At 33.7% G+C, this 26,979-nt stretch carries 23 protein-coding genes and 1 tRNA gene; 9 read left to right on the top strand and 15 right to left on the bottom strand.

Annotated elements, in window-relative coordinates; translation table 11 throughout:
• Window positions 1-7: 7 nt before the first annotated feature.
• Window positions 8-2,182, bottom strand: coding sequence for a carboxy terminal-processing peptidase (locus Q0800_RS03200; protein ID WP_299127558.1), 2,175 nt, complete (start codon window positions 2,180-2,182; stop codon window positions 8-10).
• Between the two features lie 164 nt (window positions 2,183-2,346).
• On the opposite strand from Q0800_RS03200, the gene surE reads away from it, so the two are divergent.
• The 4 genes from surE (at window position 2,347) to Q0800_RS03180 (ending at window position 5,210) form a co-directional block, all read left to right on the top strand.
• Window positions 2,347-3,117 carry a 5'/3'-nucleotidase SurE gene (gene surE / locus Q0800_RS03195; RefSeq protein ID WP_299127555.1) on the top strand — a complete coding sequence of 257 codons (771 nt, stop codon included), beginning with the start codon at window positions 2,347-2,349 and terminating at the stop codon, window positions 3,115-3,117.
• 45 nt (window positions 3,118-3,162) lie between these two features.
• Window positions 3,163-3,447 (top strand): hypothetical protein, encoded by a 285-nt coding sequence (locus Q0800_RS03190; RefSeq protein WP_299127553.1) that lies wholly within the window; start codon window positions 3,163-3,165, stop codon window positions 3,445-3,447.
• Window positions 3,448-3,454: 7 nt separating this feature from the next.
• Complete coding sequence (gene lpxB, locus Q0800_RS03185; RefSeq protein ID WP_299127551.1) at window positions 3,455-4,588, top strand: lipid-A-disaccharide synthase; 1,134 nt, start codon at window positions 3,455-3,457, stop codon at window positions 4,586-4,588.
• 109 nt (window positions 4,589-4,697) lie between these two features.
• Window positions 4,698-5,210 carry a C40 family peptidase gene (locus tag Q0800_RS03180; protein WP_299127550.1) on the top strand — a complete coding sequence of 171 codons (513 nt, stop codon included), beginning with the start codon at window positions 4,698-4,700 and terminating at the stop codon, window positions 5,208-5,210.
• 87 nt (window positions 5,211-5,297) lie between these two features.
• Here the strand turns inward: Q0800_RS03180 and Q0800_RS03175 are convergent, their stop codons facing one another.
• Together Q0800_RS03175 and Q0800_RS03170 are read right to left on the bottom strand one after the other, a co-directional pair.
• A complete protein-coding gene (locus Q0800_RS03175; protein WP_299127549.1) occupies window positions 5,298-5,966 on the bottom strand; it encodes a hypothetical protein in 669 nt (222 codons plus the stop codon).
• An 11-nt stretch (window positions 5,967-5,977) separates the two neighbouring features.
• Window positions 5,978-6,253 carry a hypothetical protein gene (locus Q0800_RS03170; protein ID WP_299127548.1) on the bottom strand — a complete coding sequence of 92 codons (276 nt, stop codon included), beginning with the start codon at window positions 6,251-6,253 and terminating at the stop codon, window positions 5,978-5,980.
• Window positions 6,254-6,398: 145 nt separating this feature from the next.
• On the opposite strand from Q0800_RS03170, the gene Q0800_RS03165 reads away from it, so the two are divergent.
• Both Q0800_RS03165 and Q0800_RS03160 read left to right on the top strand, forming a co-directional pair.
• A complete protein-coding gene (locus Q0800_RS03165) occupies window positions 6,399-6,578 on the top strand; it encodes a helix-turn-helix transcriptional regulator (RefSeq protein WP_299127546.1) in 180 nt (59 codons plus the stop codon).
• 18 nt (window positions 6,579-6,596) lie between these two features.
• Window positions 6,597-8,627 carry a ComEC/Rec2 family competence protein gene (locus Q0800_RS03160; protein ID WP_299127544.1) on the top strand — a complete coding sequence of 677 codons (2,031 nt, stop codon included), beginning with the start codon at window positions 6,597-6,599 and terminating at the stop codon, window positions 8,625-8,627.
• A 59-nt stretch (window positions 8,628-8,686) separates the two neighbouring features.
• On the opposite strand, the gene Q0800_RS03155 is transcribed toward Q0800_RS03160, so the two are convergent.
• The 4 genes from Q0800_RS03155 to Q0800_RS03140 form a co-directional block, all read right to left on the bottom strand.
• Window positions 8,687-9,250 (bottom strand): thioredoxin fold domain-containing protein, encoded by a 564-nt coding sequence (locus tag Q0800_RS03155; RefSeq protein ID WP_299127543.1) that lies wholly within the window; start codon window positions 9,248-9,250, stop codon window positions 8,687-8,689.
• A gap of 103 nt (window positions 9,251-9,353) precedes the next feature.
• Window positions 9,354-11,129: a peptide MFS transporter gene (locus Q0800_RS03150; RefSeq protein ID WP_299127541.1), complete on the bottom strand. Its 1,776-nt coding sequence runs from the start codon at window positions 11,127-11,129 to the stop codon at window positions 9,354-9,356.
• Window positions 11,130-11,199: 70 nt separating this feature from the next.
• The gene (locus Q0800_RS03145) at window positions 11,200-12,636 is read right to left on the bottom strand and encodes a peptide MFS transporter (RefSeq protein WP_299127539.1); all 1,437 of its coding nucleotides are present in this window, start codon (window positions 12,634-12,636) and stop codon (window positions 11,200-11,202) included.
• A gap of 19 nt (window positions 12,637-12,655) precedes the next feature.
• Window positions 12,656-14,887 (bottom strand): S9 family peptidase, encoded by a 2,232-nt coding sequence (locus tag Q0800_RS03140; protein WP_299127538.1) that lies wholly within the window; start codon window positions 14,885-14,887, stop codon window positions 12,656-12,658.
• A gap of 149 nt (window positions 14,888-15,036) precedes the next feature.
• On the opposite strand from Q0800_RS03140, the gene Q0800_RS03135 reads away from it, so the two are divergent.
• Both Q0800_RS03135 and Q0800_RS03130 read left to right on the top strand, forming a co-directional pair.
• Window positions 15,037-16,338: a hydroxymethylglutaryl-CoA reductase, degradative gene (locus tag Q0800_RS03135; RefSeq protein ID WP_299127536.1), complete on the top strand. Its 1,302-nt coding sequence runs from the start codon at window positions 15,037-15,039 to the stop codon at window positions 16,336-16,338.
• A complete protein-coding gene (locus Q0800_RS03130) occupies window positions 16,339-17,265 on the top strand; it encodes a GYDIA family GHMP kinase (protein WP_299127534.1) in 927 nt (308 codons plus the stop codon).
• Window positions 17,266-17,321: 56 nt separating this feature from the next.
• Here the strand turns inward: Q0800_RS03130 and Q0800_RS03125 are convergent, their stop codons facing one another.
• From Q0800_RS03125 to Q0800_RS03095, 7 genes are all read right to left on the bottom strand, one after another.
• Complete coding sequence (locus Q0800_RS03125) at window positions 17,322-19,466, bottom strand: peptidylprolyl isomerase (protein WP_299127533.1); 2,145 nt, start codon at window positions 19,464-19,466, stop codon at window positions 17,322-17,324.
• A 94-nt stretch (window positions 19,467-19,560) separates the two neighbouring features.
• Window positions 19,561-20,850, bottom strand: coding sequence for a hemolysin family protein (locus Q0800_RS03120; RefSeq protein WP_299127531.1), 1,290 nt, complete (start codon window positions 20,848-20,850; stop codon window positions 19,561-19,563).
• A 3-nt stretch (window positions 20,851-20,853) separates the two neighbouring features.
• Window positions 20,854-21,045 carry a hypothetical protein gene (locus Q0800_RS03115; RefSeq protein WP_299127529.1) on the bottom strand — a complete coding sequence of 64 codons (192 nt, stop codon included), beginning with the start codon at window positions 21,043-21,045 and terminating at the stop codon, window positions 20,854-20,856.
• Between the two features lie 26 nt (window positions 21,046-21,071).
• The gene (gene lptC, locus Q0800_RS03110) at window positions 21,072-21,656 is read right to left on the bottom strand and encodes an LPS export ABC transporter periplasmic protein LptC (protein WP_299127527.1); all 585 of its coding nucleotides are present in this window, start codon (window positions 21,654-21,656) and stop codon (window positions 21,072-21,074) included.
• Window positions 21,656-23,023, bottom strand: a complete 1,368-nt coding sequence (locus tag Q0800_RS03105; RefSeq protein ID WP_299127525.1) for a tetratricopeptide repeat protein — start codon at window positions 23,021-23,023, stop codon at window positions 21,656-21,658. The genes lptC and Q0800_RS03105 overlap by 1 nt, the downstream gene beginning before the upstream one ends.
• 14 nt (window positions 23,024-23,037) lie before the next feature.
• Window positions 23,038-24,345 (bottom strand): hypothetical protein, encoded by a 1,308-nt coding sequence (locus tag Q0800_RS03100; RefSeq protein WP_299127522.1) that lies wholly within the window; start codon window positions 24,343-24,345, stop codon window positions 23,038-23,040.
• Window positions 24,345-25,073, bottom strand: a complete 729-nt coding sequence (locus tag Q0800_RS03095; protein WP_299127520.1) for a type III pantothenate kinase — start codon at window positions 25,071-25,073, stop codon at window positions 24,345-24,347. Before Q0800_RS03095 ends, Q0800_RS03100 begins: the two co-directional genes overlap by 1 nt.
• 101 nt (window positions 25,074-25,174) lie before the next feature.
• On the opposite strand from Q0800_RS03095, the gene Q0800_RS03090 reads away from it, so the two are divergent.
• Window positions 25,175-25,250, top strand: a tRNA-Phe gene (locus Q0800_RS03090).
• Window positions 25,251-25,387: 137 nt separating this feature from the next.
• Here the strand turns inward: Q0800_RS03090 and gtfA are convergent.
• Window positions 25,388-26,962 carry a sucrose phosphorylase gene (gene gtfA, locus Q0800_RS03085; RefSeq protein ID WP_299127517.1) on the bottom strand — a complete coding sequence of 525 codons (1,575 nt, stop codon included), beginning with the start codon at window positions 26,960-26,962 and terminating at the stop codon, window positions 25,388-25,390.
• Window positions 26,963-26,979 lie beyond the last annotated feature (17 nt).

Genomic DNA, 26,979 nt, shown 5'->3' with positions numbered 1-26,979 from the left:
CTAAAAATTAGTTTTTTACTTCCGCTACTTTGTTTTTAATAGCATAAGTCGTTTTTAAGTCGTTTAATACATTTAAAGCTTCTTCAATGTAAACATCCTTAGACAAACTCTTATGCCAACGTGTGCGCTTTTCTTTTAAAACCGAGTCTTCATCCATCAACTTCATTTCGTAAGGTAAAGAACTAAAGGTTAAATCGGTTTTGTATTCTGAGAGCTTTTCAAATCGTTTTGCTTCCTCCTCATTAAGCTCCATCACTTTTTTGTAGTCTTCGTATTTTAAAGAATATACTTCTCTATCTCTTATCTTTTTAACCCATTGAGCATTAGCATCTATTAATTTTAACTGCTGGTTAGAAGCCATACGTGCCTTACTTTTTTCAATAGTGGCATCATAATCAAAATAATTGCCCCAAAATTCGTAATCTACAGCATCTATTTTATCCCAAGGCAGTGGGTTTTCTTGGTCTTTTTCTCCAATATCTATGTAGCTATAACGATCTGGCACTACAACATCACTCTTTACCCCTTCTAATTGTGTAGAACCACCATTGATTCTATAAAACTTTTGGGTTGTAAACTTTAAAGCTCCCATATCTCCATTAGAGTTATTACGCACCATACGGTTAAGATCAAACACGTTTTGAACTGTGCCTTTACCATAGGTTTGTTTGCTTCCTATAATAATAGCGCGTTTATAATCTTGCATGGCTGCCGCTAAAATTTCAGATGCCGAAGCGGATAATTCATTCACCATTACTACTAACGGACCATCCCAATATATCGTACTGTCTTGATCCCTCAATACTTCTTTTGGTTCTCCAGTAGTTTTTACCTGTACCACAGGACCTTGTTCAATAAATAGCCCTACAATATCCACAACGGTTTGCAAGGAACCACCTCCATTATTTCTTAAATCTAAGACAAGGCCTTCCATGCCTTGTTCTTTAAGACGAATAATTTCTTGTTTAATATCTGAAGCCGCATTTCTATTATCGTAACTCTGAAAGTCTACGTAAAATTTAGGTAAATTTATTATACCATAGGTTTTACCGTCTTTATTCACTGTAGAAGACTTTGCATAAGTTTCCTCTAATTCTACAATATCTCTTGTAATAAAAATATCCTCTATTGTCCCATCTACTTTTTTTAGTGTTAAAACAACGGTGGTACCCTTGGTTCCTTTAATTAATTTAATAGCCTCATCTAAAGGCATACCTACAATATTAACCGCCTCAACTTCCTCTTCTTGTCTTACCTTTAGGATTTGATCACCAACTTCTAATTCATTAGCTCTCCAAGCAGGGCCACCGCTAATTATTTCATTCACCAAAATTGCATCCATTCGTTTTTGAAGTCTTGCTCCAATACCTTCAAACTTACCCGACATGGCCACATCAAAGCGGTCTTTGTCTTCTGGTGCAAAATAGAAGGTATGCGGATCAAATTCTTCTACAATAGCGTTTATATATACCGCAAACCAATCTTTACGCTGTCTATCATCTATAAAATCGTACAATTCATCAAGTGATCTCTTTGTTACTTCTCGCGCTTCTTTTTCAAGCTCTTTTAACGATTTCTTCTTTATGGACTTTGGTTTATCATTTTGTGAAGAAAACGCACCTTCTGGTAAATTATTAGTTTCTAAATTAGAATTACGCTGAGAAATAGCATCATCATAATTTGCGATTGTAGAAAATTTAAGCTGTTGTCTCCAACGCTCTTTCATTTCACGCTTACTATCTACATAATCTAAGGTTTCATAATCCGCAGAATACGTTTCATTTTGATTGAAATCGAATGGCTTATCTAAAATTTTAGCATACAGTTTTTTAGATTCCTCAATACGCATTAATAATCTATTATGCGTTAAATCGAAAAAGGTGACGTCATAAGCTTTAATCTGATCGTCTATTTGATTCTTATAAGCTTCAAATTCTTTGATATCCGATTGATAAAAATAGCGCTTAAACGGGTCTAGCTGATTTAAGTAATCATCAAACACATTGGCTGAAAAATCATCATTAATATCTTGCGGATTAAAATGCCCTTGGTTGAGAACATAGGTGATTAACTGTATTAACAATTTATCTTTGTCAGGATTTTCAAACGTTTTGTTGGTAAAGCTGCATGATGCAAATGCTATTAATAATGCTAATAACAAAAACTTATAATTCCCTCGCATAGTTTATTTTTTAAAATGATTAGTGGCATTTCTACAGATTACTAAAATAGAAGAAAAAACCATGCCAAGAAAAAAGGAGGCACTAATTTTTTGTTAAAGCTACAATTACTGGTCATTCTTGAGCTTTTTAGTATTTTTACAGTATCTAAACTAAACTTATAAACATGTCTAAACGTCCTTTGATTTTAGTGACCAATGATGATGGAATTACAGCACCAGGAATTAGAATGCTAATTTCTATAATGCGACAAATTGGAGACGTCATTGTGGTGGCACCAGACAGCCCTCAAAGCGGCATGGGACATGCTATTACAGTAAACGCTACGCTACATTTAGAAAACGTAAATATTGATGGTAAACAGCCTGAATATAGCTGCTCTGGTACTCCGGCAGATTGTGTAAAACTAGCTGTAAGGGAGATTTTAGATCGTAAACCAGATATTTGTGTTTCTGGGATTAACCATGGCTCAAATTCATCTATCAATGTTATTTATTCTGGTACAATGAGCGCTGCTATAGAGGCTGGTATAGAAGGCATACCTGCGGTTGGGTTTTCGTTATTAGATTACAACTGGAGTGCTAATTTTAAACATTGTAGATCCTTTGTAGAAACCATAACACGTCAGGTTTTAGAGAACGGACTTTCAGACGGTGTGGTATTAAACGTTAATTTACCAAATATTAAAGAAAAAGAAATAAAAGGTATTAAAGTATGTCGCCAAGCACGTGCTAATTGGGAAGAGGAATTTGATAAACGCACTAACCCAATGGGACGCGACTATTATTGGTTAGCAGGAACATTTGTAAATATGGACAATGGCGAGGATACAGACGAATGGGCACTAGCCAATGGCTACGTCTCTGTAGTACCTGTACAGTTTGATTTAACTGCTTATCGCGAAATACAGAAGCTGAATACTTGGAAGTTGAATTAGTTATTGACACTTTTAAAAGATTACCGCTTTAAGCGGCAAATTAATATGAAAAAAGAAATTTTAATAGGATTCGGTGTTGGCTTAATTGCTGCAGTTTTTGGACTGGTCTTTGCCATTCAAATATTTGGAAAATCAGATGATTGGTCTAATGTTGTTGCCTCAGCCATTGCAAACGGCACCTTAACTAAACTTATGAGTATTGGAGCACTTTTAAATCTAGGTGCATTCTTTTTATTTCTAAAGAAAAACAGAGACAACAGAGCCAAAGGTGTACTAATTGCAACAATTTTGGTCTTTGTAATTACCATGATTATTAAATTCATGAATTAACAAACACATGAAATATTACATCATTGTTGGCGAAGCTTCGGGCGATTTACACGGTTCTAACCTCATGAAGGCTCTATTTAAGGAAGATAACAAAGCAACCATAAGATTTTGGGGAGGAGATTTAATGAAAGCCGTTGGCGGTGAATTGGTAATGCATTACAAAGAGCGTCAATTTATGGGCTTTGCCGAGGTCATCTTAAACCTTAAGAAAATCTCTAGTCATCTCAAATTTTGTAAACAAGATATTGAAGCCTTTATACCCGATGTTATCATTTTTATTGACAACTCGGGCTTTAATCTTAGAATTGCCAAATGGGCAAAAGGGAAAAATTTTATAACCCATTATTATATTTCCCCACAGGTTTGGGCCTCTAGAGCTGGACGTGTTGAAAAAATTAAACGCGACGTAGATGCCATGTATTGTATTCTACCTTTTGAAAAGGACTTCTACAAAAAATATAATTACAACGTCCACTTTGTGGGCCATCCCCTGATTGATGCAATTGCGAATAGACCTCAGATTAATGAAATTGAATTTAGAAACACCTATAAATTAAGCACCAAACCTATTATTGCTTTATTACCTGGCAGCCGTAAGCAAGAAATCACCAAAATGCTCGGAGTTATGTTGAGCTTAGTTAACGATTTTGAAGATTATCAGTTCGTTATTGCTGGAGCACCTAGCCAAGATTATGATTTTTATAAGCCTTTTATAAAACAAGATAATGTGAGTTTTATTTCTAACAAAACCTACGATTTATTAAGTATTGCTTATGCTGCCTTAGTTACTTCTGGCACTGCAACATTGGAAACGGCATTATTTAAAGTACCGCAAGTCGTATGCTATAAAGCGAATTGGCTTTCTTACCAGATTGCTAAACGTATAATAACGCTTAAATTTATTTCGTTAGTTAATTTGATTATGGATCGTGAAGTAGTTACCGAACTCATACAAGGTGATTTAAATAAAAAGCGCCTTAATAAAGAATTGACTACGATCTTAAATTCGGAAAAACGAGAACAACTTTTCTTAGATTATTACGATTTAGAAAAAAAGCTTGGCGGCAAAGGAGCCAGCGCCACTGCTGCACGATTGATTTATGAAAAGATTAGAGATGAGAGATTAGAAATTAGAAATTAGAGATTAGAGATTAGAGATTAGAGATTAGAGATTAGAGATTAGAGATTAGAGATTAGAGATTAGAGATTAGAGATTAGAGATTAGAGATTAGAGATTAGAGATTAGAGAAATGAAACAAATTTTACCCATTCTACTGATAATTTTATTGTGCTGCAGTTGTAAATCCAAAAAAACCTATTCTAGTAAAAAACGACAAACGCATACCGTAAAAGTTAACACCAACACTAAAGCCTCTGCAAAAGCCGAGAGCATTGCTAAATACGCTAAGAAATTTAATGGTACCCGTTACAAATACGGTGGTACTAGCAAACGTGGGATGGATTGTTCTGGTTTGGTTTACACGTCTTTTAAAGACCATAATGTATCTGTACCAAGAACAACGGCCAACCTTAAATCCTATGGAGATTGGATAGATGTTAAGGACGTTAATGTTGGTGATTTGGTCTTTTTTGCTACCAAAAAAAACAGCCGAAAAGTCAACCATGTTGGCATCGTCACTAATATACGCCCTGGTAATGTTGAGTTTATACATGCCTCAAGCAGCAGAGGTGTTATGATATCGTCCTTAGCGGAAAAGTATTGGTATTTTGCCTATGTGCAGGCGAGGAGAGTATTGAATTAGATTTGATCAGAAGCCCTTTTTTATGCATAAAAAATTGAGCAATCATAATTTGATTGCTCAATATATAAGTAGTTTTAAATAAAGATATCACTTCACAACAATATCATTAATCCTATTTAAAAATTCATAATTAGACTTAATTTTTTTCGAGTAATGCGATAAATTACTTCCCTCTACGTCAGAATTAATAAAATCTTTATGAAAAGTATCATTTACAGAATAGATACTTATATTATCCTTAAAGCTTTGAATATAATCAGAGTAATCCTCATTTGATTGATTTAAACTAATTAAACTATTATACAATACATTATATCCAATATATTCTGAATTGACTAAAACTCCTGTATACTTTAATACTAAAGCAGACTTTCTTTTATTTGGGTTAGCAATAAAATCGCCAATTAAATCTTTCTTCGCAAGGATTATGTAAGATATAAATTGTTTTTCAGAAACATTAAAATCTTCATTATAAAGCTTGTTGAAATACTCCCATGAATAATTATCAGAATTTATAATGTCTTTTAATTTTAATTCTAAAGAAAGTTTTGATATATCATAATCTCCATTGACATATGGCAATTGATCCTTATAAGAATTATCATTAAAATTTATAAATGATTTATGTGACCCGGTTAAATTATCCACTTTCTTATTTAACATACTGGTATTAACATTTTCATTATTTTGGTCGCTACAACTAAAAACCAATAATATTAATAAAAATGTAAATAATTGTGTTTTGAAATTTCTCATAATTTTAAAATTTAGCATGCCGTAGCACCATTATACGAATCGTAAACTCCTTGGTCTACTACAATATTTTGATTAGAATTGTTACTACCTATAACAACGGCAAAATACACATCACCACCTGAAGGAGGTCGAGAACCACATTTTTCATTTTCACCAATTTCCCAAGAATAGCCATAACCAACTATAACATCAGAAAATATTTGAGCGCAACCATAAGTGCAAATTTGAGTATTAGCTATTGAAATAAACCCTAATAGCATAACGAAAGATAAATAAATTTTTTTCATATTTTAAGATTATTTGACATTACATGCAATTTAATAAAAAAATAATTAAATAACGCATATATGCGTTTATAAAAATAGTTTTGAGTTGCAATATTGTGACGTGAGTCGACGTCATCATCAATATCTATGTGGATTTGGTAAAAACTTGAGGAAACTTAGAAAAGAAAGGAACTTATCTCAAGAAAATCTTGCTAATGATGCGGATATTCCTATAAGCCAAGTTGGCCGCATTGAACGTGGTGAGATAAACACAACAATAACTACTCTTCTTAGCATTTCAAAGGCCTTAAATATTTCAATTGGTGATTTATTCGATTTTAACTAACGATTGTATTTATTTTGAATGAAGTTACTCAATTTCACCATCATAAAATTAACCGCTTGCCTAATCATTGGTATAGCGTTCGCACATTATTTTCATCTTGATTTTGAGGTTATACTTTTCGTTACCGTTACATTGATTACTTTCTTGGGTATGTATTGGTTTCTCCTCAATGGAAAAATTGACCGTCAACCTTATTTTACATTACTAGCTTATTTATGTATGATAAGTATTGGTATTAATGCCGTTAACATACAGAATGAAACCTTAAGACCTTATCACTACACTAGTTTAGCGACCAATGAGAATTTTAAGACTGTAATTGTTAAAATAGAAGAACGCCTCAAACCAGATGCTTATAATACTAAATATATAGCATCTGTATTAGCACTAAATGATAAGACTGCTCATGGAAAATTATTAATAAACATAAATCACGACTCTATAAATTCAATTTTACCAGTAGATGCCGTTTTCTATGCTTCTACAGAACTTAAAAAGATTCAAAAACCATTAAATCCTCACCAATTTGATTATAGTAAGTATTTAGAACTTAAACAGGTCTATAATCAACTCTATCTCAAACATAGTGAACTACTATTACTTTCAGATTCTAAAACTTCCATCTATGGTTTTGCAGACAAGTTACGAACAACCATAAACGAAAAGCTTGTTACTGCCGGTTTTAAGGATGAGACTCTAAGTATCATCAATGCACTACTGCTTGGGCAACGTCAAACGATAGACAAAACAATTTATAACAACTATGTTAATTCTGGCACCATACATATTTTGGCAGTTTCTGGGCTTCATGTTGGGATTTTATTGTTGATTCTTAATTTTCTTTTTAAACCACTACTCTACTTAAAGCATGGACGTGTCTTGAGACCTTTAATCATGGTCGTTCTATTATGGTGTTTTGCTATTATTGCTGGCCTCTCTCCTTCGGTAACAAGAGCTGTTGCTATGTTTAGCATTATCAGTATTGCAATGCACTTAAAACGACCAGCTAATATTTATAATACGTTAGCCATTTCGGCATTTTTTATATTGCTTTTTAAGCCAACTTTTTTATTTGAAGTAGGGTTTCAGATGAGCTACTTAGCCGTTTTGGGTATTGTGAGTATTCAACCCATCTTATACAAACTGTGGCAACCCAAATACTGGATTTTAGATAAACCATGGCAAATCTTTACCGTTACACTTGCTGCTCAGTTTGGTGTTGTGCCTATCAGTTTGTTTTATTTTCATCAGTTTCCGGGTTTGTTTTTTATTTCAAATTTGGTGGTCATTCCATTTTTAGGTTTGATTTTAGGCTTTGGACTGTTGGTCATTGTACTATCATTATTAAACTTACTCACAGATACAATTGTTACAACTTATAGCTATTTTATTGAAAGCCTAAATGGCTTTATTGCATGGGTGGCACAATTTGAGGATTTTCTATTAAGAGATATTCCGTTTACTTTATTACAAGTGGTATTGAGCTACTTTATTATTGCGGCTTTGGTACAGTTCTACAAATTCAAAAACTTTAAATGGTTGGCGTTGTGTTTGATTGGTGTTATTGGGTTTCAGTCCCTATTATTTTATAACAAATTTAAAAGTCAGGATACTGCTATTATAGTATTTAATAAAAGTCGTTTTACCATAATAGGTCAAAAAGCAAATGAGCAATTAACAGTTCATCATAATTTGGATTCCTTAAAACAGAAAACCGACAATGCCATTAAAAATTACAAGGTTGGGGAATTATTAGATGAAGTCACTATGGGTCGTCTAGAGTCCTTTTACAAATTTAAAGACCAAACTATTCTAGTTATTGATAGCATTGGCGTTTATGAAGGATTATCATTTAAACCTAATTTAATATTGCTCAGAAACTCTCCTAAGATTAACCTTAATCGTGTTATCGACAGTCTCAACCCAAGACTCATCATTGCTGACGCAAGCAATTACAAAACTTATGTAAAACGCTGGAAGGTAACTTGCAAAGAAAAAAAGCACCCTTTTCATTATACGAATGAAAAGGGTGCTTTTATACTTAAATAAAAAGAAAAATTAGGTTTTAACTGGGCTTAACCAGATTTTTTTCCAATTGCTTATTTTTTTTATAACTCTTTAAAAGAAGGCTTAAAAGATTTGTAGTATTCGTTGAATTTTTCTTGTGTATCCATTTCCTTGTGTTTATCGCTTTTAAACATTTTTAGGTACAATTCTAAATTTTGCGGTTTAAGATATCCTGAAATTGGGGCTATAAACTTTGCTTCTTCATCAAAGAAGACCATAGTAGGATATGCTCTTACCTTTAGATATCTTGCAAATTCATGCTGACTATTTCGTCTATTGGCTTTTGCAGGATCGTAATCTGGGTTTTTGAATGTTTTATCCATAAACCTGACCTCGTCATTACCTTCTGCATTAAACTTTACGGCGTAGTAATGTTTATTTATATAATCTGCAACATCAGCATTACCAAATGTATTTTTATCTAACATTTTACATGGCCCACACCATTTGGTGTAAACATCCATAATAATCTTTTTAGGCTCTTTTTTTTGAAGCTCTAATGCTTCTTCTATTGTTACCCAATTAATTTTATTTTCTGCGGCTTCTGTGGTTGGCTTAAATGCTGTTAAAACCACAACAAGAAGTACTAATCCTATTTGTTTCATTTTATCCTCACTTTATTTGGTAACCTAATGGTTGCAAATCTCGTACCGAACTTACAAAAAATGCTCCTTTTAAGGTGAATTTTCATTTTATTTAACGCTATAATTAACGTACTCCGTGCATTAGTTTTTTTAATAAAGGATGTAAGGCCAAAGAAACTAAACCAAGTCCTATTGGTACAATAGTAAATATTAAGAAGAAATAAGACAATCCATCTTCTTTAGTAATTTTCTCGATATCTCCTCCTACATAATGTGCCATTTTATTTCCTATTGCAATTGCTAAATAATAAACACCAAACATAAAGGCAACCATACGAGCTGGCACCAACTTACTTAAATATGACAAGCCCATTGGAGATAAACACAATTCACCTAAAGTATGAAACAAATAAGCTAAAACTAACCAAATCATACTCAACTTAGCTGTTTCAGCACCTAAAGGCACATTACGAGTAGCAAATGCCAATAGCCCAAAACCAATAGCCATTACAATGAGACCTAAAGCATACTTAACAGAGGCTGGCGGATTGTATTTACTATCCCACCATTTGGTAAACAATGGTGCAAAAATAATAATGAACAAAGAATTTAAAATAGCAAACCAAGTAATTTCTACCTCTTTAGCTTCTACACTAAAGTTAACATATAATTTATATATTACTAAAGCCCAAATAATGACAAAACTAATGGCAAGTACTATATTAGATAAACTAATTCTATCGAACGTTTGTTTAAATAGCCTAATTAAAACGTAAGTGATAATTCCTATAGGCACTATAGTAACTATTAAATCGATGATTTTAAAAATAGACGCTGCATTACCTTCTAAAACTCTATCTGTAAAATCTCTAGTATAAATTGGTAAGGATCCGGCGGCCTGCTCAAAAGCTGCCCAAAAGAAAATAGTAAATATACAGAAGATAGTAAATGCAACCATGCGATCGCGAACTATGCGCTCATATCTTGGGATTCTAACTATTAAAATAATGACAAAAACTATGGCTGCTAATAAAGCAAAAAATAATGAATCGGTCATTCCAGCAACCGTAAAATTTAAAGCATTAATATTTCCAATTTTACTAAGTGGATCATTTACAATAAATATTAATGCCGAAATAATAAATATGGTAATTAAGATATAATCTACTGTTAGAAATTTATTAAGTTTTACGGATATCTTCTGCGATGTATCATCAAGGTTATTAGTAAGTGTATCTATAATACCTTTGTCTTCATCTTTTGGTTTAGCACCAACATCACCAAATAATGGTTGTGCATAGTAAAACTGAACCATACCTAAGAACATGAAAATTCCTGCAAGCCCAAAACCATAACTCCAACCAACATTTTCACCGAGCCAACCGCATAACATAATACCCAAGAAAGCTCCGGCATTTACACCCATATAGAAGATATTATATGCACCATCCTTCTTTTCATCATGACCTTCATACATTTTAGAAATTATTGATGTCATATTTGGCTTAAAAAATCCATTACCAAGAATCAAAAATGTGATACCGATATATAAAAACAGTGGAGTTTCAATGGCCATAGAAGCATGTCCCAATGTCATTAGTAAAGCACCTATGACAACAGCCATACGATAGCCAATTTTGTTATCTGCTAACCAACCGCCAACTATTGGGGTTAGGTAAACAAACATGGCGTAAGTACCCAATAAGGATAATGCTGCTGGTTTATCCCAACCCCACCCAGGATTATCACCAGTAACAACACCTGTTAAGAAGATTACTAAAATAGCACGCATGCCATAGTAGGAAAAACGCTCCCACATTTCTGTAAAAAAAAGAACAAACAGACCTGCAGGGTGTCCCATAACCTTTGTTGCAAAAAAGTTTTCTTTAGAAGAATTCATATATTGATTGTTTAGTTAGTAAAATGCAAAAGCCCTAGCACTATGTCAATGCTTGGGCTTTTTATGCTTTTTAATTGTTGATATCTGGGTCTGCCAATTCGTATTTTTCTGCTTCTAACATAACACGTTCATTATCCTCTGCGCCATGCGTAAGACGTTTAAGTGGTTTAAGAATTGCTATAATTAGAAGCCCAAATAATGTGCAAAAAATCGCAATTCCTGTGAATACTTGAAATTCTCCTGCTCCTTCAGAGAGTCCACCAACTAGTCCGGCCAATTTATTACCTAAACCTGTTGCTGCAAAGTAAGCACCCATCATAAAAGATGCATATTTTAATGGTGCTAATTTAGTGATAAAAGATAACGCTACTGGCGACGCACACAATTCTCCTAACGTATGAAAAAGATATGCCAATACTAACCAAATCATGGCCGATTTTTCAACAACTTGGTCACCATCCATCACAACTTCTGTAGATGCCTTCGTCATAAAGAAAAATCCAAAGCCCATAATTATAACACCTATTGCCATTTTAAATAATGACGATGATTCTTTCCCTTTTTTACCCCATTTATACCAAAATGTACCAACGAGTGTCCCAAGAGTAATTATAAAAAATGCATTAATTGATTGAAATACAGCCGCAGGAACCTCATTATCTATAAATGGTAATGAAAACGACAACATTCTATCGGTTTTTTGCTCGGTATAAATACTCATTAAACCACCAGCTTGCTCAAAAGCTCCCCAAAACACTATAATTATTAAAAACGATAGAAACATTACTAACATTCTATCTTTTTCAATTTTAGTTAATGGTCTTTTTCTTGCTTCCTGCTCCTCAACTGATGCTTTAGAACCACCCGAAAATTCACCAACTCCTATTAAAAATTTCTGGCCATATAAATAAACTATTTGACCTAATGCCATACCAATACCTGCTAGACCGAAACCATAATGCCAGCCATATTTTGCAGCCACAGCACCAACTAATAATGCTCCAAGAAAAGCACCAAGATTAATACCTATATAGAAGATATAAAAACCTCTATCCCTTCTATCATCGCCCTTTTTGTATAGACCTCCAACCATAGAAGATATGTTTGGCTTTAAAAAGCCTACTCCAATAACAATTAAAATCAATCCAGTAAAAAATGCCCATTGAGCGTCAATGGCTAAAATACCATGACCTAAACATAAAAGCAAACCACCTAGCATAACAGCCTTTTTTTGACCTAAGAATTGGTCAGCGATCCAACCTCCTGGAATCGAGGTTAAATAAACAAACATTGTATAAGTCCCATAGAATGATATGGTTTCGGCATTAGACCAACCATAACCAGATTGTGGGTCTCCTGTAATTATTGGTGCCACTAAAAATAATGTAAGTAATGCTCTCATTCCATAATAAGAGAAACGCTCCCACATTTCAACAAAAAACAATACATAAAGTCCTATTGGATGTCCAAAAAGTTCTCTTTGCTTAATTTCAGTTACGCTTGACATATAATTAAATTTAGTTAGTTTATCCTTTAATCTTAGATGCTTCTTGCTCTTCCATTTCTTCTTTATCGAGCTTATCCCCTAAAGTTCTATTAATAAAATTGGTCATTTTTTTATAAAGATGTAATCTTGTATTTCCACCATAGATACCATGGTTTTTATCCGGATATATCATCCATTCAAATTGCTTATCGGCTTGAACTAAAGCCTCTACCATGCGCATTGTATTTTGTAAATGCACGTTATCATCACCAGATCCATGAATTAAAAGAAAATCACCTTCTAATTTATCGACATGATTAATTGGTGAGTTCTCATCATAACCACTCGGATTTTCTTGTGGAGTTGTCATGTAACGTTCGGTATAAATGGTATCGTAAAACCTCCAACTTGTTACTGGTGCTACTGCTATGGCCATCTTAAAGACATCGCTACCTTTAAACAAAGCATTACTACTCATAAAACCCCCATAACTCCAGCCCCAGATTCCTATACGAGATGCGTCAATATATGGCAATTCACCTAATTTTTTAGCCGCTGCAATTTGGTCTTCAACTTCGTATTTACCTAATTCATTCTGTGTTACTTTTTTAAATTCTGCTCCCTTAAACCCTGTTCCTCTGCCATCAATACAAACTACAATATAGCCTTGTTGGGCTAACATTTGGTACCAGTAGTCGTTAGCTCCATTCCAACGATTGGCTACTTGCTGTGAGCCAGGACCTGAATATTGATACATAAACAATGGATACTCCTTACGTTCATCAAAATCAGCAGGTTTAATCATCCACATATTTAAATCATTACCATTGATAGTTATAGTGCTGAATTCTTTTTTAGAAGTTTTATAATCACCTACTTTTTGTGCTAAACGATCATTATCCTTTATTCTTTTAACCAAATTGCCAGACTTAGAATTATGTAAGGTATATTCTGGTGGTGTTGCAGCGCTGCTGTGTGTGTTGATGAAGTATGTAAAGTCAGCACTAAAGGATGCGCTATTTGTACCATCGGTTTTAGTCAATCGCTTTTTGTTTTTTCCATTAAGTTTAATAGCATAAACATCTCTGTTTATAGATCCATTTTCAACGGACTGATAATAGATTGTATTTTCCTTTTCGTTAAAGCCATAATAATTAGTAACTTCCCAATCTCCATCCGTAACCTGATTGATTAAGTCACCATCTTTTGAATAGTGATAAATATGATTATAACCGTCCTTTTCACTCGTCCAGATAAAACTATTGTCTTTTAGGAAGGTTAGGTTAAAAGTAACATCAATGTACGCCTTATCCGTTTCCGCTAAAACCAAATCAGTTGTCATGGACTTGGTATTAATCATCCATAGATCTAATTCATTTTGATGTCTATTCATATACTGCGCACTTAAAACGTCAGTATCTTTTGTCCACTTAATTCTTGGAATGTAAACGTCCGAATACGCTTTATCAACCTTTACATCAGATAAAACATCTGTGTTTAAATCGTATACATGTAGTGAAACCTTTGAGTTTACTTCCCCTGCTTTAGGGTACTTAAAAACTTGCTGTGTTTGGTATAACCCAGAGCCAAAGACATCCATTGAAAATTGAGGCACCTCAGTTTCATTAAATCTTATAAAGGCAATTTTGTCGCTGCCTACACTCCAGTCAAAAGCTCTAACAAAACCAAACTCCTCTTCGTAAACCCAGTCGGTTATTCCATTAATTATTTTGTTTTTAATACAGTCTGTCGTAATCTGTTTTTCAACACCAGAGGTTAAATCTTTTACATACAGATTATTCTCAAAACCATAGGCGATTTTAGTAGCATCTGGAGACAAGGTTGGTTCTTGTATTAAATTTTCAGAAACTTTAGTTACAGCTTTAGTAGCAATATCGTACACATAATAGGTACCCAATCTAGAACGTCTAAAAACAGGAACCTCATTAGTCGTTAGAATAAGCTTAGATTCATCAGCACTGAAAGTGTAATCAAAAAAACCTTGAATTTCTGCTATATCCGCAGAAGACACCAAGGTTTTTACTTTTTCTAAGGTTTTATAATCATAAATATCAATAGAAGATGTTCCGTTTTGCCTATTGTAATTTAAAACAGAGTACTGCTGTCCGTTTTTCATAGAATGTAAGGCTTGCATACCTTCTGTTCTAAAGGCACCACTCCAAATTTCTTGAAGTGTAATTTGCTTATTTTGACAATATATTAGGGAGGTGGTCAAAAAACCAATAACGGCAATAAAGTGTCTCAATGTCATGTAATTCTTTTTTCAATAACGCAAAGCCAAGTTTACTAAAAATTATGCAAAAAACAGATATTATTAACAGTAAATCGGTAATATTAAAAGATTAGGCACACATTTTATACCAATCCTAAGTATCTTTGTGAGCAAAACATAATTCATCTATGCCAAACGCTATTTCTGGCTTTTCTAAGCTCTCTAAATCCGAAAAAATTGAGTGGCTCTTAGGCGCTTATTTTAAGGATAAAGACTCCGCAAGAACACTTATAAAGCAATACTGGAATTCCGACGAAAAACTTCAAAAGTTACATGACGAGTTTATAGAAAACACCATTAGTAATTATTATCTTCCTCTTGGCGTGGCTCCTAATTTTTTAATCAATAAAACACTATATAGCATACCAATGGCTATTGAGGAAAGCTCTGTGGTTGCCGCTGCCAGTAAAGCCGCTAAGTTTTGGTTAGATAGAGGTGGGTTTAAGGCAGAAGTATTTTCTACCGAAAAAATTGGCCAGGTTCATTTTACCTATCATGGGAAATTAAAGGATTTACAAGTATTTTTTGAAGCTGTAAAACCTTTATTATTTAAAGAAAGTTCTAGCATCACTAAAAATATGGAAAAGCGTGGTGGTGGCATTTTAGATATTGAATTAAAAGATAAAACCAATTCCCTCGAAAATTACTACCAATTGCACGCAACTTTTGAGACCTTGGATGCAATGGGCGCTAATTTTATTAATTCGTGTTTAGAGCAATTTGCAAACACCTTTAAACGTGAAGCAGAACAGCATTTAGATAAGAAACTCGATATCGTTATGAGCATCTTATCTAATTATGTACCGCAATGCCTTGTGCGTGCAGAAGTGGCTTGCCCAATTACAGAACTTACTAGTAAGGATATTAAAAACCCTCAGCTATTTGCAGAGAAGTTTAAACAAGCGGTGAACATTGCCGAAGTTGAACCTCATAGAGCAGTTACACATAATAAAGGTATAATGAACGGCATTGATGCTGTTGTGCTAGCCACAGGAAATGACTTTAGGGCTATTGAAGCAGGAGTGCATGCCTATGCCGCAAGAAATGGTCAATATGCTAGCCTAACGCACTGCTCGATTGAAAATGACACTTTTAAATTTTGGATTGAAATACCTTTAGCCTTAGGCACTGTTGGCGGTCTAACTAGTTTACATCCACTGGTTAAATTTGCACTAGAATTACTGGGAAAACCTTCTGCAAAAGAGCTCATGCAAATTGTTGCCGTTGCTGGACTTGCTCAAAATTTTGCAGCTGTAAAGTCCTTAACAACCACAGGCATTCAAGAAGGACACATGAAAATGCATTTAATGAATATCTTAAATCAGTTTGAGGCAACTCACCAAGAAAAAGAACAACTCATTAAACATTTTAAAACCAATGTTGTTACACATAGCGCTGTACTAGATGCTATTGAAAATCTAAGGAGCTAAATGAAAACGCTTAGAAGCAACGGTAAGCTTTTGTTAACAGCCGAGTATGTTGTTTTAGATGGTGCTACTGCTTTAGCGGTACCGACTACATATGGACAGAACCTAACTATTGAAGCGAATAATACACGAGGTATACAATGGAAAAGCTATAATGAAAAGGGGTTGCTTTGGTTTGAGGATGAATTTACAGTGAACGGAAATGAGATTCTGAAACAATCCCAAAAGTTTTCGGGACAGGATGACAACCCAATAACCTCTCGGTTATTAGAAATTCTTAACGCAACAAAACAATTAAATCCTAAATTTTTAAATTCTAACACGGGCTATACCATTTCTACCCATTTAGATTTTAATAGACATTGGGGTTTGGGCACATCCTCTACACTAATAAATAACATAGCTAATTGGGCAAAGATTGACCCATACCTGCTATTGAAAAAAACATTTGGTGGTAGCGGTTACGATATTGCTTGCGCTCAGCATACTACGCCCATTTTGTATCGAATAAAAGATGCACAACCTGTTGTTAATACCGCAGTTTTTAACCCAATTTTTAAAGACCATTTGTATTTTGTTTATCTCAACAAAAAACAAAACAGTAGAGACGGTATTAAGGCTTATAAAACATTAGGTAAAATTAAAAGCACCACACTTACAACTATAAATGCCATTACACAATCTTTAGTTGATTGTACTTCGCTCACTGATTTTGAAAGCCTAATCGTAAAGCATGAAACTATTATAGCCCATCTCATACAACAACAACCCATAAAGCAGCGATTGTTTAGCGATTTTAATGGCGAAATTAAAAGTCTTGGTGCTTGGGGCGGAGACTTTATATTGGTTAGTTCAACTAGCAATCCAAAAGATTACTTCTACAAAAAAGGATTTAAAACTATTATTCCGTATACTAATATGGTAAAATAAAAGAGGCCTCACATAATGCAAGACCTCTTTTAAATTTTGATTATTATATATATATCTTAGTATACTGTCGTAGCTCTATTATCTTCTATATCAGCTGCTTTTTCTAATGCTTGATATACTTTTCCTTGTACTGTATTTTTTCTAGCAGCACTCAACCTGTTCATTATAGACGTATAATTATCTAATTCGTTAGCTTCAGTAATTTTAGTAACTTCTATAACATATACACCGCGTTCGCCATCAATTAGTTTTGATGTCTCACCTTGCTTTAAACCAAAGGCAGCACCAATAACTTTAGGCTCAACACCTGCACCTGCAAGCGTTGTATTCTTCATAGTTACAGCGGCTGCGGTTCTAATGCTTTGACCTTGATTTTTTGAAATATCTGCTAATGTAGAAGCTGTTACTTTATTTCTAATCATTTCTGCCTTCTTCGCTTTTCTTATTTCAGGTGCAGCGCTAACTGAAGCATCTTCTACACTCATTAGACCTTCCTCATTTTTCTCTACCAATTTAGCAACGATAAATCCAAAACCAGATACTGAAAATCTCTTAAACTCTCCAACATCAGTACCTTCTTCAAAAGCCCAACGCACTACCTGTCTTTGACTACCAAGTCCAGGAATATTTTCGTCTAGTGCTTTAAAAGTTACTGGCTTAACGGTTAGCTCTCTTTCTTCAGCTAATGCATTAAAATCTCCATCTTTAGCTGCTATTTCAAACTTAGACACTTTGTTAAAAACGTCTTGTAATGTCTTGTCAGAAGGTTCAATTTTATGCGCTACTGTTGCCAGTTTTATAGCTTTATTAAAACTTTTTTGCTCTAAAATTTCAATAACATGATAACCAAATGATGTTTGCACAACATCAATATCTCCTTTTTTGTTTTCAAATGAAAACGCTTTAAATTCTGGTGCCATCCCAGCATTATAAGCAAACTCTATTTCACCGTCTTTTTCATTACTCACTTGATCAGAAGACAACTCTAATAAATCCATAAACTTGGCACCTCTTTTTATAGCGGTTAAGATACTATCTGCTGTTTTCTTAGCCTCCTCTGGTGTTTTTGTAACGGATACATCCGCACGTTGCCCACCAACAAAAGGAATTAATATGTGTCTTACTTTAACAGAATCTGGTAGTCTTTTACTATCTATGACTTTAGAAAGTTTAAAGTATTGACCGTCTTTATAAGGCCCATAATATTGATCTACTCCGAGTTGCATTAAAGTATCTTTGGCAACGGCTGGTAACTGAGCAGCTCTTAGATAAGAGTCATTATATTTAATATCTGAATTAGAGTTTACAAATTCTGCAACATCAGTAACGGTATCAAAACCAGGAATGGTATCTGTATTTTTACTGCTTTCATTATATTCTGCTTTATCCGCTTTTAAACCTAAAAGACCTGCTTTAATGATTTCTTCATCTTCTTTTGAAGCCTCTTCTTTAAACTCAACATAAACAACTTCTCGGTTGGCATCTACCTTAAACTGCTCTTTGTTTTTATCTATATAGGCTTTTACATCCGAAGTTTTTACTTCTACTAAACTATCTGCTATACTTGTATAAGGAAGTTGTATAAATCTAATATCTACTGTTTTTGCATCTGCTATGTATTCGTCTTTAGCTTCTTCTATTGTAGCACCTACACCAGCCTTAATCATACTGTAATACGATTGTTGCATTGCATTAGCAGCAATAGTTTGCTCATTATTAGACCAACTCTCATAATTTACCATAAAATTACCTAAAGGCGCAGCTTCTCCTTTAAGATCTTTTAGGTTAGAAATAAAAGCATTTAAGCGGTTAACATCAAATATCCCATTTTCATCCTGAAACTCTGGGTAAGACTGAAAGCTGTTTTTTAACAAATCTCTCATCTCGTCTTTTTCTACAGACAATCCTAGGGCTTCGTATTCATCTTTCATTATAATGGTTCTAAGCTCTTGGTTGTATATGGTATTCATAGCTTGGGTTGCCGTAACTCTGCCACCTACTCTATCTTGATAGTTTTTAACTTTTTGCTGAAAATCCATTCTATCAATATCAGTTCCGTTTACTGAGGCGATAACACCCTGTGTATTTGAAAATGCATTTGGATTATCAATGACTCCTTGTATAACAAATGCAAATAGCGCTAATGCTATTACTAGTATAAGGATTAATGAGCGTTGTCTAATTTTATTTAAAATTGCCATAGTCTAAATTTTTCATACAAATAAGTCTGCGAAAATAGTATTTTCTCTTAAATAATAAAAGGAGAAGCTTAGAATTTATGGGCGAGTTAAGCGATTAGTCTTCATTAAGAATTTTAAGAATAACAACATCAATTTTAGTAGAAGATACTTCTTCTATAATAAACTTAAAATTATCTATAACAACAGCCTCCTTTTTTTCTGGGATTTGCTCAGTTGCATTAACAATTAAACCACCAATAGTCTCATAAGCTTCTTCTTCTGGCAAATTAAGTTTGTAAACTTCGTTAATATAGTCTACATCTAATCTTGCTGAAAATCTAAAGGTAAAGGCATCAATTTGCTCTTCTATTAATGCTACAGTATCATGCTCGTCTTCAATTTCACCAAATAGTTCTTCTATAATGTCTTCTACGGTCATAATACCAGATGTACCTCCATACTCATCAATAACCACAGCAATACTTCTGCGCTTTTTGGTAAGGATATTTAGCACATCCTTTATAAGAATTGTCTCAGGCACAAAACCTATTGGTATTAAAATAGACTTTATGTTTTTTGGCTTTTTAAAAAGTTCAAAAGCATGAACATATCCTAATATATCATCGATATTATTCTTATACACCAAAATTTTGGTTCTCCCTGTTTCTATAAATAATTGCCTTAAATTATCAATAGAATCCGAGAGTTCTACAGCGGTAATCTCTGTTCTTGGTATCATTACCTCTCTTGCTTTAACGTCTGAAAACTCTAAAGCATTCTGAAAAATTTGAATCTCACTATCTACAGCTGTATCATCGTCAACAGATTGCATCTGCTCACTGATAAAATTACCCAACTCAACTTTTGTCATTGCCAACACCACATCTTCACCTTTGGCTTTAAACACATATTTTAAAACCATATCAGAAATCCAAAGCACAAAATCTGAAACCCAACTAAATAGCACATAGAAAATATAGGTTGGGAGCGCTAGTACTTTTAGAAGCGTATTGGCATAAATCTGAAAAAAAACTTTAGGCAAAAACTCTGCTGTGACGAGGATTATTAGTGTAGATATTACCGTTTGGATTAGCAATTGTAAATCTACCAAAACGTAACTTAGAGCAGTGCTCTCGATCGGTAAAAGGGACTGAAACCATGTGACCAAAACATCACCCATTTTAAGCCCATAGATAACTAATGCTATATTGTTACCAATAAGCATTGTAGCAATATACTTTGAAGGTTTTGCTGTAAGTTTTGTTAAAATTTTACCTAGGAAATCGTCTTGTTTTTTCTCTAGCTCAATATGTATTTTATTGGAAGACACATAAGCAATCTCCATACCCGAAAAAAAAGCAGATAATAAAAGTGTTGTTACAATAATGACTATATCCACAGTCATATATTACGCTTTGTCTCTATCCTTAAATTTCTTTGCGAATCGCTTTCTAAAGAAAAACATAAATACAGCAAGGGCTACAAAAAATAAAGACATGTAAGATCTATTTCTATCCATAGACCAGTTTTTTATGGCATCCCATAAAAAGAGTGCTGCAAATGCAATATAGGCATACTGAAATAATCGAAGTATTTTCATAAAACGTATTGTCTTTTAAGTAAGTTTTAAAAAGGTACATTATTATCTAAAGGGACACTGCCTCCCATTTCTAAAACCTGATATTTCTTAAGGCTCTTATCTGCGTCAAAACCATTACCGTGGAGCGGCCCTGTGGTTCGCTTAAAGTCAAAGTATTCGTTGGTAAACACCCACTCTAGTTTTTCGTTGTAATACAGTTGCTCTGTAAAGAGTGAATCTTTTTCGTGGGTTGCAATGATTACGTTTCCTCTTAAGTCAATAATATCTGTATCGTTATAGACTATTGCATAATCTGATGTTATGGTGGTTAGATTGCCATTTTCATCGTAAACCTTAAGCTCTATACCCTCTGGAAATTCAGAAAATGAAAATGCTCTATTAGAATAGTCTAACATTTTAGGACTCTTAAGGTTTGCCAATAAATGAACGGTAGTATCTTCCTCTTTTAGTTCTGTGTACTTAAGATCTATTTGCTCTGCTTCGCCAATGGGTTGGTTTTGTAAAACTCCCACTTTCTGAACCTCACTAAAGTTATTTTTACAACCAAAAAACATAGTCACAACAAATGCTGTGACTATGCTTTTAAATATATATATGTTTGTGCTTTGCATTAGATACTTGGCACGCTTACTGAACGTCCGATCCAACACCCAATCTTAATACTTTGCCCTGAGTTACCTGCAGAAAAAATATCTGATTTTGACGGTGCACTTCCTCTATAACTTGCTGCTGTTTTTGCTGATACAGATTTTAAACGACCATCTACTCTACCTGCTTTTTCAGCAGTACTCGCAGCTAACCAAAACACTGCTCTTTTATTAAAGTTACTATCGCCACAGTTATTTGCACTCTTTGCATACATCGCTGCAATAGCTAAGTACGGAGAACCATCTGACGGATTCAAGCGCAATGCTTCATTATAGTATTGTCTCGCTTTACTGTAACTACCTTTAGCTTTAAGTTCTTGAGCTAACTTTTTGTATAGCCTTGCTTTCTTTAAAGGATCCGTTTCTAATTCTACCGTTTGGTCAAAATATTTTTGCTCACCAGTTAATAAGTAAAGGTAAAACGCTGTATCTGCACTTGGCTCTATGCTATTTTTTTGCTGTACCAACTTTAAAAATAACGGATCTTCTTTACAGCCTTTAGCGAACATACGGTTCATTGCTCTTTGTAACCAAACTCCATTAGATCTATTTTGCTCAAAGTCTTTTTGGTACAATGGTACTAGCACTTCGCAAGTTGCTCTATCTCCAAGCTTCTTATCCATACTAGGTATCACTTGCTCTTCAAATGCTTTTATACTAGACTCGTAATATTTTTTTAGTTTACCTTCTTTTTTTGTTAAAGTCTCATCCGCATTTTCTTTTTCTATAATTTTATTAAGACCTGTGGTATTTTTACTGATAATATTCTCTATTATTTCAATAATATCATCATATTTATTAAACATATCTTGGGCAGGCATTTTACCAGAATCAAATAAATCTACTGCTAATGAAAAATAAGTATATAATCCTTTTGCATTAGTAAAATGCTCTTTATCCTGAGTAAAGGCTTCATCGAAAAGTTTATAATCATCTTCTAAGGACATGCCTAATTCCTCACGATACTTATAAGCTAAATTGCCTTTATCTACTAACACATCTGCCAAATCATATTTAGAAGCAAAGTGCTCTCTACTTTGGTCATGCAATAACATAAGGTCTTTAATAAAAGCTACTTGCTCCGCACCAGTAGCGTTTTCTATTTTGTGTGTAAGGATTTTTTCTCCATGTACGTAGATAGCTCTATTGAATTTTGGACACTTTTCGCGCACTAATTTCCATGGCTCATACGCATCATCATATTTTTTACTTTTCACATAACTATCAAAAATAGATAGGTTGTTCATACACTCTTCATCTTGTTGAGCAAAACCTAAGTTAAAGCTCATAAAAAGTGACAATACCATTATTAATGTAATTCTCGTCTTCATCTTAATTTAAATTGTTAGTTGTACTTTCTTTGTCTAAACCATCTAGAGTTTAAGGATAAACTTAAATTTAAGTTTATAAAATTCTCTTGAATAAGGTTTTGGTTAGTTGTGCCTCGTTGTCCATATTCAAAGCCAATATTAGCATTAGAAAATAAACTTCGGTTACCAACTGGTAATCCTAAACCAAAAGATATGCCAAACTCATTTATTGACTCATCTTTTATGACTAAACCTGTATTGGCAAAGTTAAATCCGGCTCTATATACGACCCTATTAAAATACCCAGAAAACGCATCGTACTTAGGTATATAGAAACCTCCAACGGCAATTTGAGACGCATTCTCAAACGTAGAAATATCGTTATCTAAAACTGGGTTAGAAAAACTACTGGTGTTCTGAAATGTGTACTCAGCTCCCACAAACCATGATTTAGGCTTACCCAAACCTGCACCAAAGGATAAACGTGAAGGAAGGTTGATGTCTGACTTTTCTTCAATACCAGCTTCTATGGTATTTATTTCGGTCTCAACATCGTTCTGTACATTTATTAAAATAGTAGAGAATGAACGCTGGTTTTGAGAGGTTAATGTACTCTCTGGCGCATACGTTGCTGTTGCAGACAACTCTAAATTTTTAGTCACCATTTTTTTATAGGCCAATCCAAAGTTAAAATTTAATCCACTTAGATCTGATCTATTATTTTCTCTGGTTTGGTATTGTACGAGGTCTCCTTCTGGTGTATAGGCAAAGGCTATTGCCGTATTTTGAATGTTACCAAAGTTGTAATTAACATCTACACCTGCGCTTAAGGTATTGCTTATTTGATAGCCAAAACCAACAAAAGCTTTATTAACACCACCTTCACCCGAAAATCTATTAACCAAATCATCATTATCATTAATATCATCGAGCCTATAGCCCACAGAACTAAACGGAAGTAAACCAAAACCAAAACCAAATTTACCAACAGGAATAGATAATGCTAAATAGTCAAAAGTTGAAGTATTAACTTGAGCATCTGCCGATGTTCCTTTTAAATTTACGTTTGATGTGGTGCCTGCTAATGTAAATTTAACAGGTCTACTTTCTCCCTCAAAAGCAATACCTTTTAAGCTTTCCCCTGCATAAGATGCTGGATTTCTTAAATTAACGTGTATACTATCTAAGTAGGTACTAATGCCGCCCATGCTTCGGTTTTCTACTGTACCTTTAAATTTTAAACTTCCTATGCCATAAAATGAATATGGTGAGGAGGTGCCTTGCTGAGCAAAAGTCATGAAACTAGCAAATAAAAGGTAAACTACAATGAGTCTTTTAATCATTATTTTGAATTGAAATCTAAAATAAAATTCAAACCTTCTAAAAGAAAATTTGAATTGACAAATATGCTATTTTTTAATTGGTTTGACAAAAATTTGGCATCACCACCTGTTAAAATAACTGTTAAATCTTGGTGTTTTTGCTTGTAATCTTCAATTATGCCATCTATTTCTTTGAGTATTCCTACAATTACCCCAGAATGAATTGAAGATTCTGTAGTATTACCAATAATTGTTTTGGGCTGGTCTTTTTCCAATAACGGCAAATTAGCCGTTAAATTATGTAGTGCCTCATAACGCAATCTAATACCAGGTGAAATAGCTCCACCTAAGTATTCATTTTTATCCGTAACAAAATCGTAAGTTATGCAGGTACCAGCATCTATTATAAGTGCATTATTATTTGGAAACTGATCTACAGCGGCACTAGCTAATGCTATACGATCTACACCAAGAGTCTTTGGTGTTTGGTATGAGTTTTTGAAGGGCATTTTTGTCTTATGGCTTAACTCTAGCACTTTTAAATCCTCTTTTACATCGTCTATTTGTTGATCTTTTAAACGCCCAACTGAAGAAACAATGCAGTTATGGATATCTGGAAATACGTTTTGTAGTGCTTTGTATTTTATCTTAAAATCAGCCAACTCAAAGCTAATTTTATGCATTAATACATGGTTTTCAAAAACCGCAAACTTTACAAAGGTATTCCCAACATCAATAATAAGATTCATACACAAAAACTATTTCACAAATTTATAAAATCAAATTTTACGATTTCTTTTTGGTAATACTAAAAATGAATTTATATTTGCACTCGCTTAATTAAGCAATTGGTGCCTTAGCTCAGTTGGTAGAGCAAAGGACTGAAAATCCTTGTGTCCCTGGTTCGATTCCTGGAGGCACCACCATCAAAAACCCGATTCTTTTGAATTGGGTTTTTTGGTTCTATAATTAGCCTTAACAACTCTGCTTTTTAGTATAACGCACGTAAATAGGATATACCAATCCCTTTTAACCATATTATTTTTAAGATACAATCTTAAAATTACAATGTTATTTCGGATGATTTAGACGAATATTTAACCGTATATTCTAAAGACTCTAAGTTTACGAATAGCTTAGCGTAATGGCTGTTATTTGTCCAAGTGATATCAATTACTGATGGTACGTGATCCTTTATTTTAATTTGTCCATTAAAAGCTACGTGCGTATTTCGCAATCTAATTAAATTGAGTTGCGCTGCAACAGCATCGTTTTTTAATTTAGCTCTAATATCATCTAATGTTATTGTACTTCTATTAATCTCTTTATGCCCTCCTTCTCCTGCCGCTTCAACCGCTTTATAGTCATTTTTACCTTCAAAAATATCTAAATACCAAATCTGTGGAATCCCTGGCATAAATAATTGAATTACTCTTGCCACTACCATTTTTTTTGAGTCTTCACCAAGCGCGCTAAAAAATGTAGCATTGACCTGGTAATAAGATATTTTTTTACCATCTGAACCATAGAGATTCTTCACTTTACCTCCACGGTCTAACACAACATTCATTATAGCTTCAATCTGATCATCTGTTAGTAGCCCTTTGTTGTAAATACCATTAACTTCTTTTCCTTTAAGATCTAATACTGGGATGCCATCATGGCAACCCAACATATTTACAACCTTATAACCTTTGTCTACTATTTCTTTTGCCCATTTTAAAAGTGCTAAACTCGATTTACTTTCTAGGGTATGAATAACCAATCCTGGAAGAAAAAAATCATAAATCTTAAAGCCATTCTTCGCCACCTTGTGGTGCAAATTGGCTCCGTACTCGGCATGAATTTCTGGTAATAATTCTAAACCGTTTTTATCTGCAATGCGTTTAATTCTGTTTAGATAGTCCCAAGTCCCTGGTTCATTAAAAAAATTAGATTGCCCTACTGCTTTGTGCAAATAAGCAAAAGCATCTAACCGTAAAATTTTACATCCGTAGTCGCTTAACTTTTTTAAAGTGTCTTCATAGAACTCCCATACCAAATCTGACTTGGCATTAACATCCATTTGACCTAAATAGGTTCCTTTTTCAGTATCTACTTTTTGATAGAAGGTATTCCAATAGGGTTGTTCTGTACCATCAGGAAATTTTACTTTTAGTATTGGAAGTCCAGATTTTCGCATAAACAATTTCTTTAAAAAATCTTCATGCGGTATAATTACGCCATCTTCATTTTTGTTCCCATTGCCTTCCCAAAAAGAATTCCAGTTAATAAAAAAATCTTTGTATTTAGAATTTTTGCCATGTTTTAAAAGATCTTTAAATTGTGGAGATCCTACTGATAAATGGTTTAAAACAATGTCGAATTTTAATTGAATATTAAGTTCTTCTAAGGCATTTAAATCTTTCTCTGAGACCAAATCTTTATTTATATTGTAGTCTATTATTGAAAAACCGCGATCTAGATCACTATTAAAAAAAGTTGGTAATACATAAAATAGTGAAAATACATCTTTAAACTCTGGCAATTGCAACATGGTTATGGTATCGCTCAAATTACAACCTATACTATCTGGGTAAGCATTAAGCATAACACCATTAGCATTTTTATTATTACTAGTTTGTTCATTTTCTTTCATACACAATAGCTTTGCAG

The sequence above is a fragment of the uncultured Winogradskyella sp. genome (genome assembly GCF_937958655.1).
In the GTDB taxonomy this organism is placed as follows: domain Bacteria; phylum Bacteroidota; class Bacteroidia; order Flavobacteriales; family Flavobacteriaceae; genus Winogradskyella.
The sequence above is the reverse complement of the archived record's forward strand: the minus strand, read 5'-3'. Positions and strand labels throughout refer to the sequence as shown.

Excerpts from the sequence above, each read along its gene's own strand:
- surE (WP_299127555.1), top strand. The coding sequence starts at position 2,347 with ATGTCTAAACGTCCTTTGATTTTAGTGACCAATGATGATGGAATTACA.
- Q0800_RS03115 (WP_299127529.1), bottom strand. The coding sequence starts at position 21,045 with ATGAAAATACTTCGATTATTTCAGTATGCCTATATTGCATTTGCAGCA.
- lptC (WP_299127527.1), bottom strand. The coding sequence starts at position 21,656 with ATGCAAAGCACAAACATATATATATTTAAAAGCATAGTCACAGCATTT.
- Q0800_RS03100 (WP_299127522.1), bottom strand. The coding sequence starts at position 24,345 with ATGATTAAAAGACTCATTGTAGTTTACCTTTTATTTGCTAGTTTCATG.
- Q0800_RS03180 (WP_299127550.1), top strand. The coding sequence starts at position 4,698 with ATGAAACAAATTTTACCCATTCTACTGATAATTTTATTGTGCTGCAGT.
- Q0800_RS03105 (WP_299127525.1), bottom strand. The coding sequence starts at position 23,023 with ATGAAGACGAGAATTACATTAATAATGGTATTGTCACTTTTTATGAGC.
- Q0800_RS03120 (WP_299127531.1), bottom strand. The coding sequence starts at position 20,850 with ATGACTGTGGATATAGTCATTATTGTAACAACACTTTTATTATCTGCT.
- lpxB (WP_299127551.1), top strand. The coding sequence starts at position 3,455 with ATGAAATATTACATCATTGTTGGCGAAGCTTCGGGCGATTTACACGGT.
- Q0800_RS03125 (WP_299127533.1), bottom strand. The coding sequence starts at position 19,466 with ATGGCAATTTTAAATAAAATTAGACAACGCTCATTAATCCTTATACTA.
- Q0800_RS03200 (WP_299127558.1), bottom strand. The coding sequence starts at position 2,182 with ATGCGAGGGAATTATAAGTTTTTGTTATTAGCATTATTAATAGCATTT.
- Q0800_RS03130 (WP_299127534.1), top strand. The coding sequence starts at position 16,339 with ATGAAAACGCTTAGAAGCAACGGTAAGCTTTTGTTAACAGCCGAGTAT.
- Q0800_RS03190 (WP_299127553.1), top strand. The coding sequence starts at position 3,163 with ATGAAAAAAGAAATTTTAATAGGATTCGGTGTTGGCTTAATTGCTGCA.
- Q0800_RS03160 (WP_299127544.1), top strand. The coding sequence starts at position 6,597 with ATGAAGTTACTCAATTTCACCATCATAAAATTAACCGCTTGCCTAATC.
- Q0800_RS03155 (WP_299127543.1), bottom strand. The coding sequence starts at position 9,250 with ATGAAACAAATAGGATTAGTACTTCTTGTTGTGGTTTTAACAGCATTT.
- Q0800_RS03175 (WP_299127549.1), bottom strand. The coding sequence starts at position 5,966 with ATGAGAAATTTCAAAACACAATTATTTACATTTTTATTAATATTATTG.
- Q0800_RS03140 (WP_299127538.1), bottom strand. The coding sequence starts at position 14,887 with ATGACATTGAGACACTTTATTGCCGTTATTGGTTTTTTGACCACCTCC.
- Q0800_RS03150 (WP_299127541.1), bottom strand. The coding sequence starts at position 11,129 with ATGAATTCTTCTAAAGAAAACTTTTTTGCAACAAAGGTTATGGGACAC.
- Q0800_RS03135 (WP_299127536.1), top strand. The coding sequence starts at position 15,037 with ATGCCAAACGCTATTTCTGGCTTTTCTAAGCTCTCTAAATCCGAAAAA.
- Q0800_RS03095 (WP_299127520.1), bottom strand. The coding sequence starts at position 25,073 with ATGAATCTTATTATTGATGTTGGGAATACCTTTGTAAAGTTTGCGGTT.
- Q0800_RS03170 (WP_299127548.1), bottom strand. The coding sequence starts at position 6,253 with ATGAAAAAAATTTATTTATCTTTCGTTATGCTATTAGGGTTTATTTCA.
- Q0800_RS03145 (WP_299127539.1), bottom strand. The coding sequence starts at position 12,636 with ATGTCAAGCGTAACTGAAATTAAGCAAAGAGAACTTTTTGGACATCCA.
- gtfA (WP_299127517.1), bottom strand. The coding sequence starts at position 26,962 with ATGAAAGAAAATGAACAAACTAGTAATAATAAAAATGCTAATGGTGTT.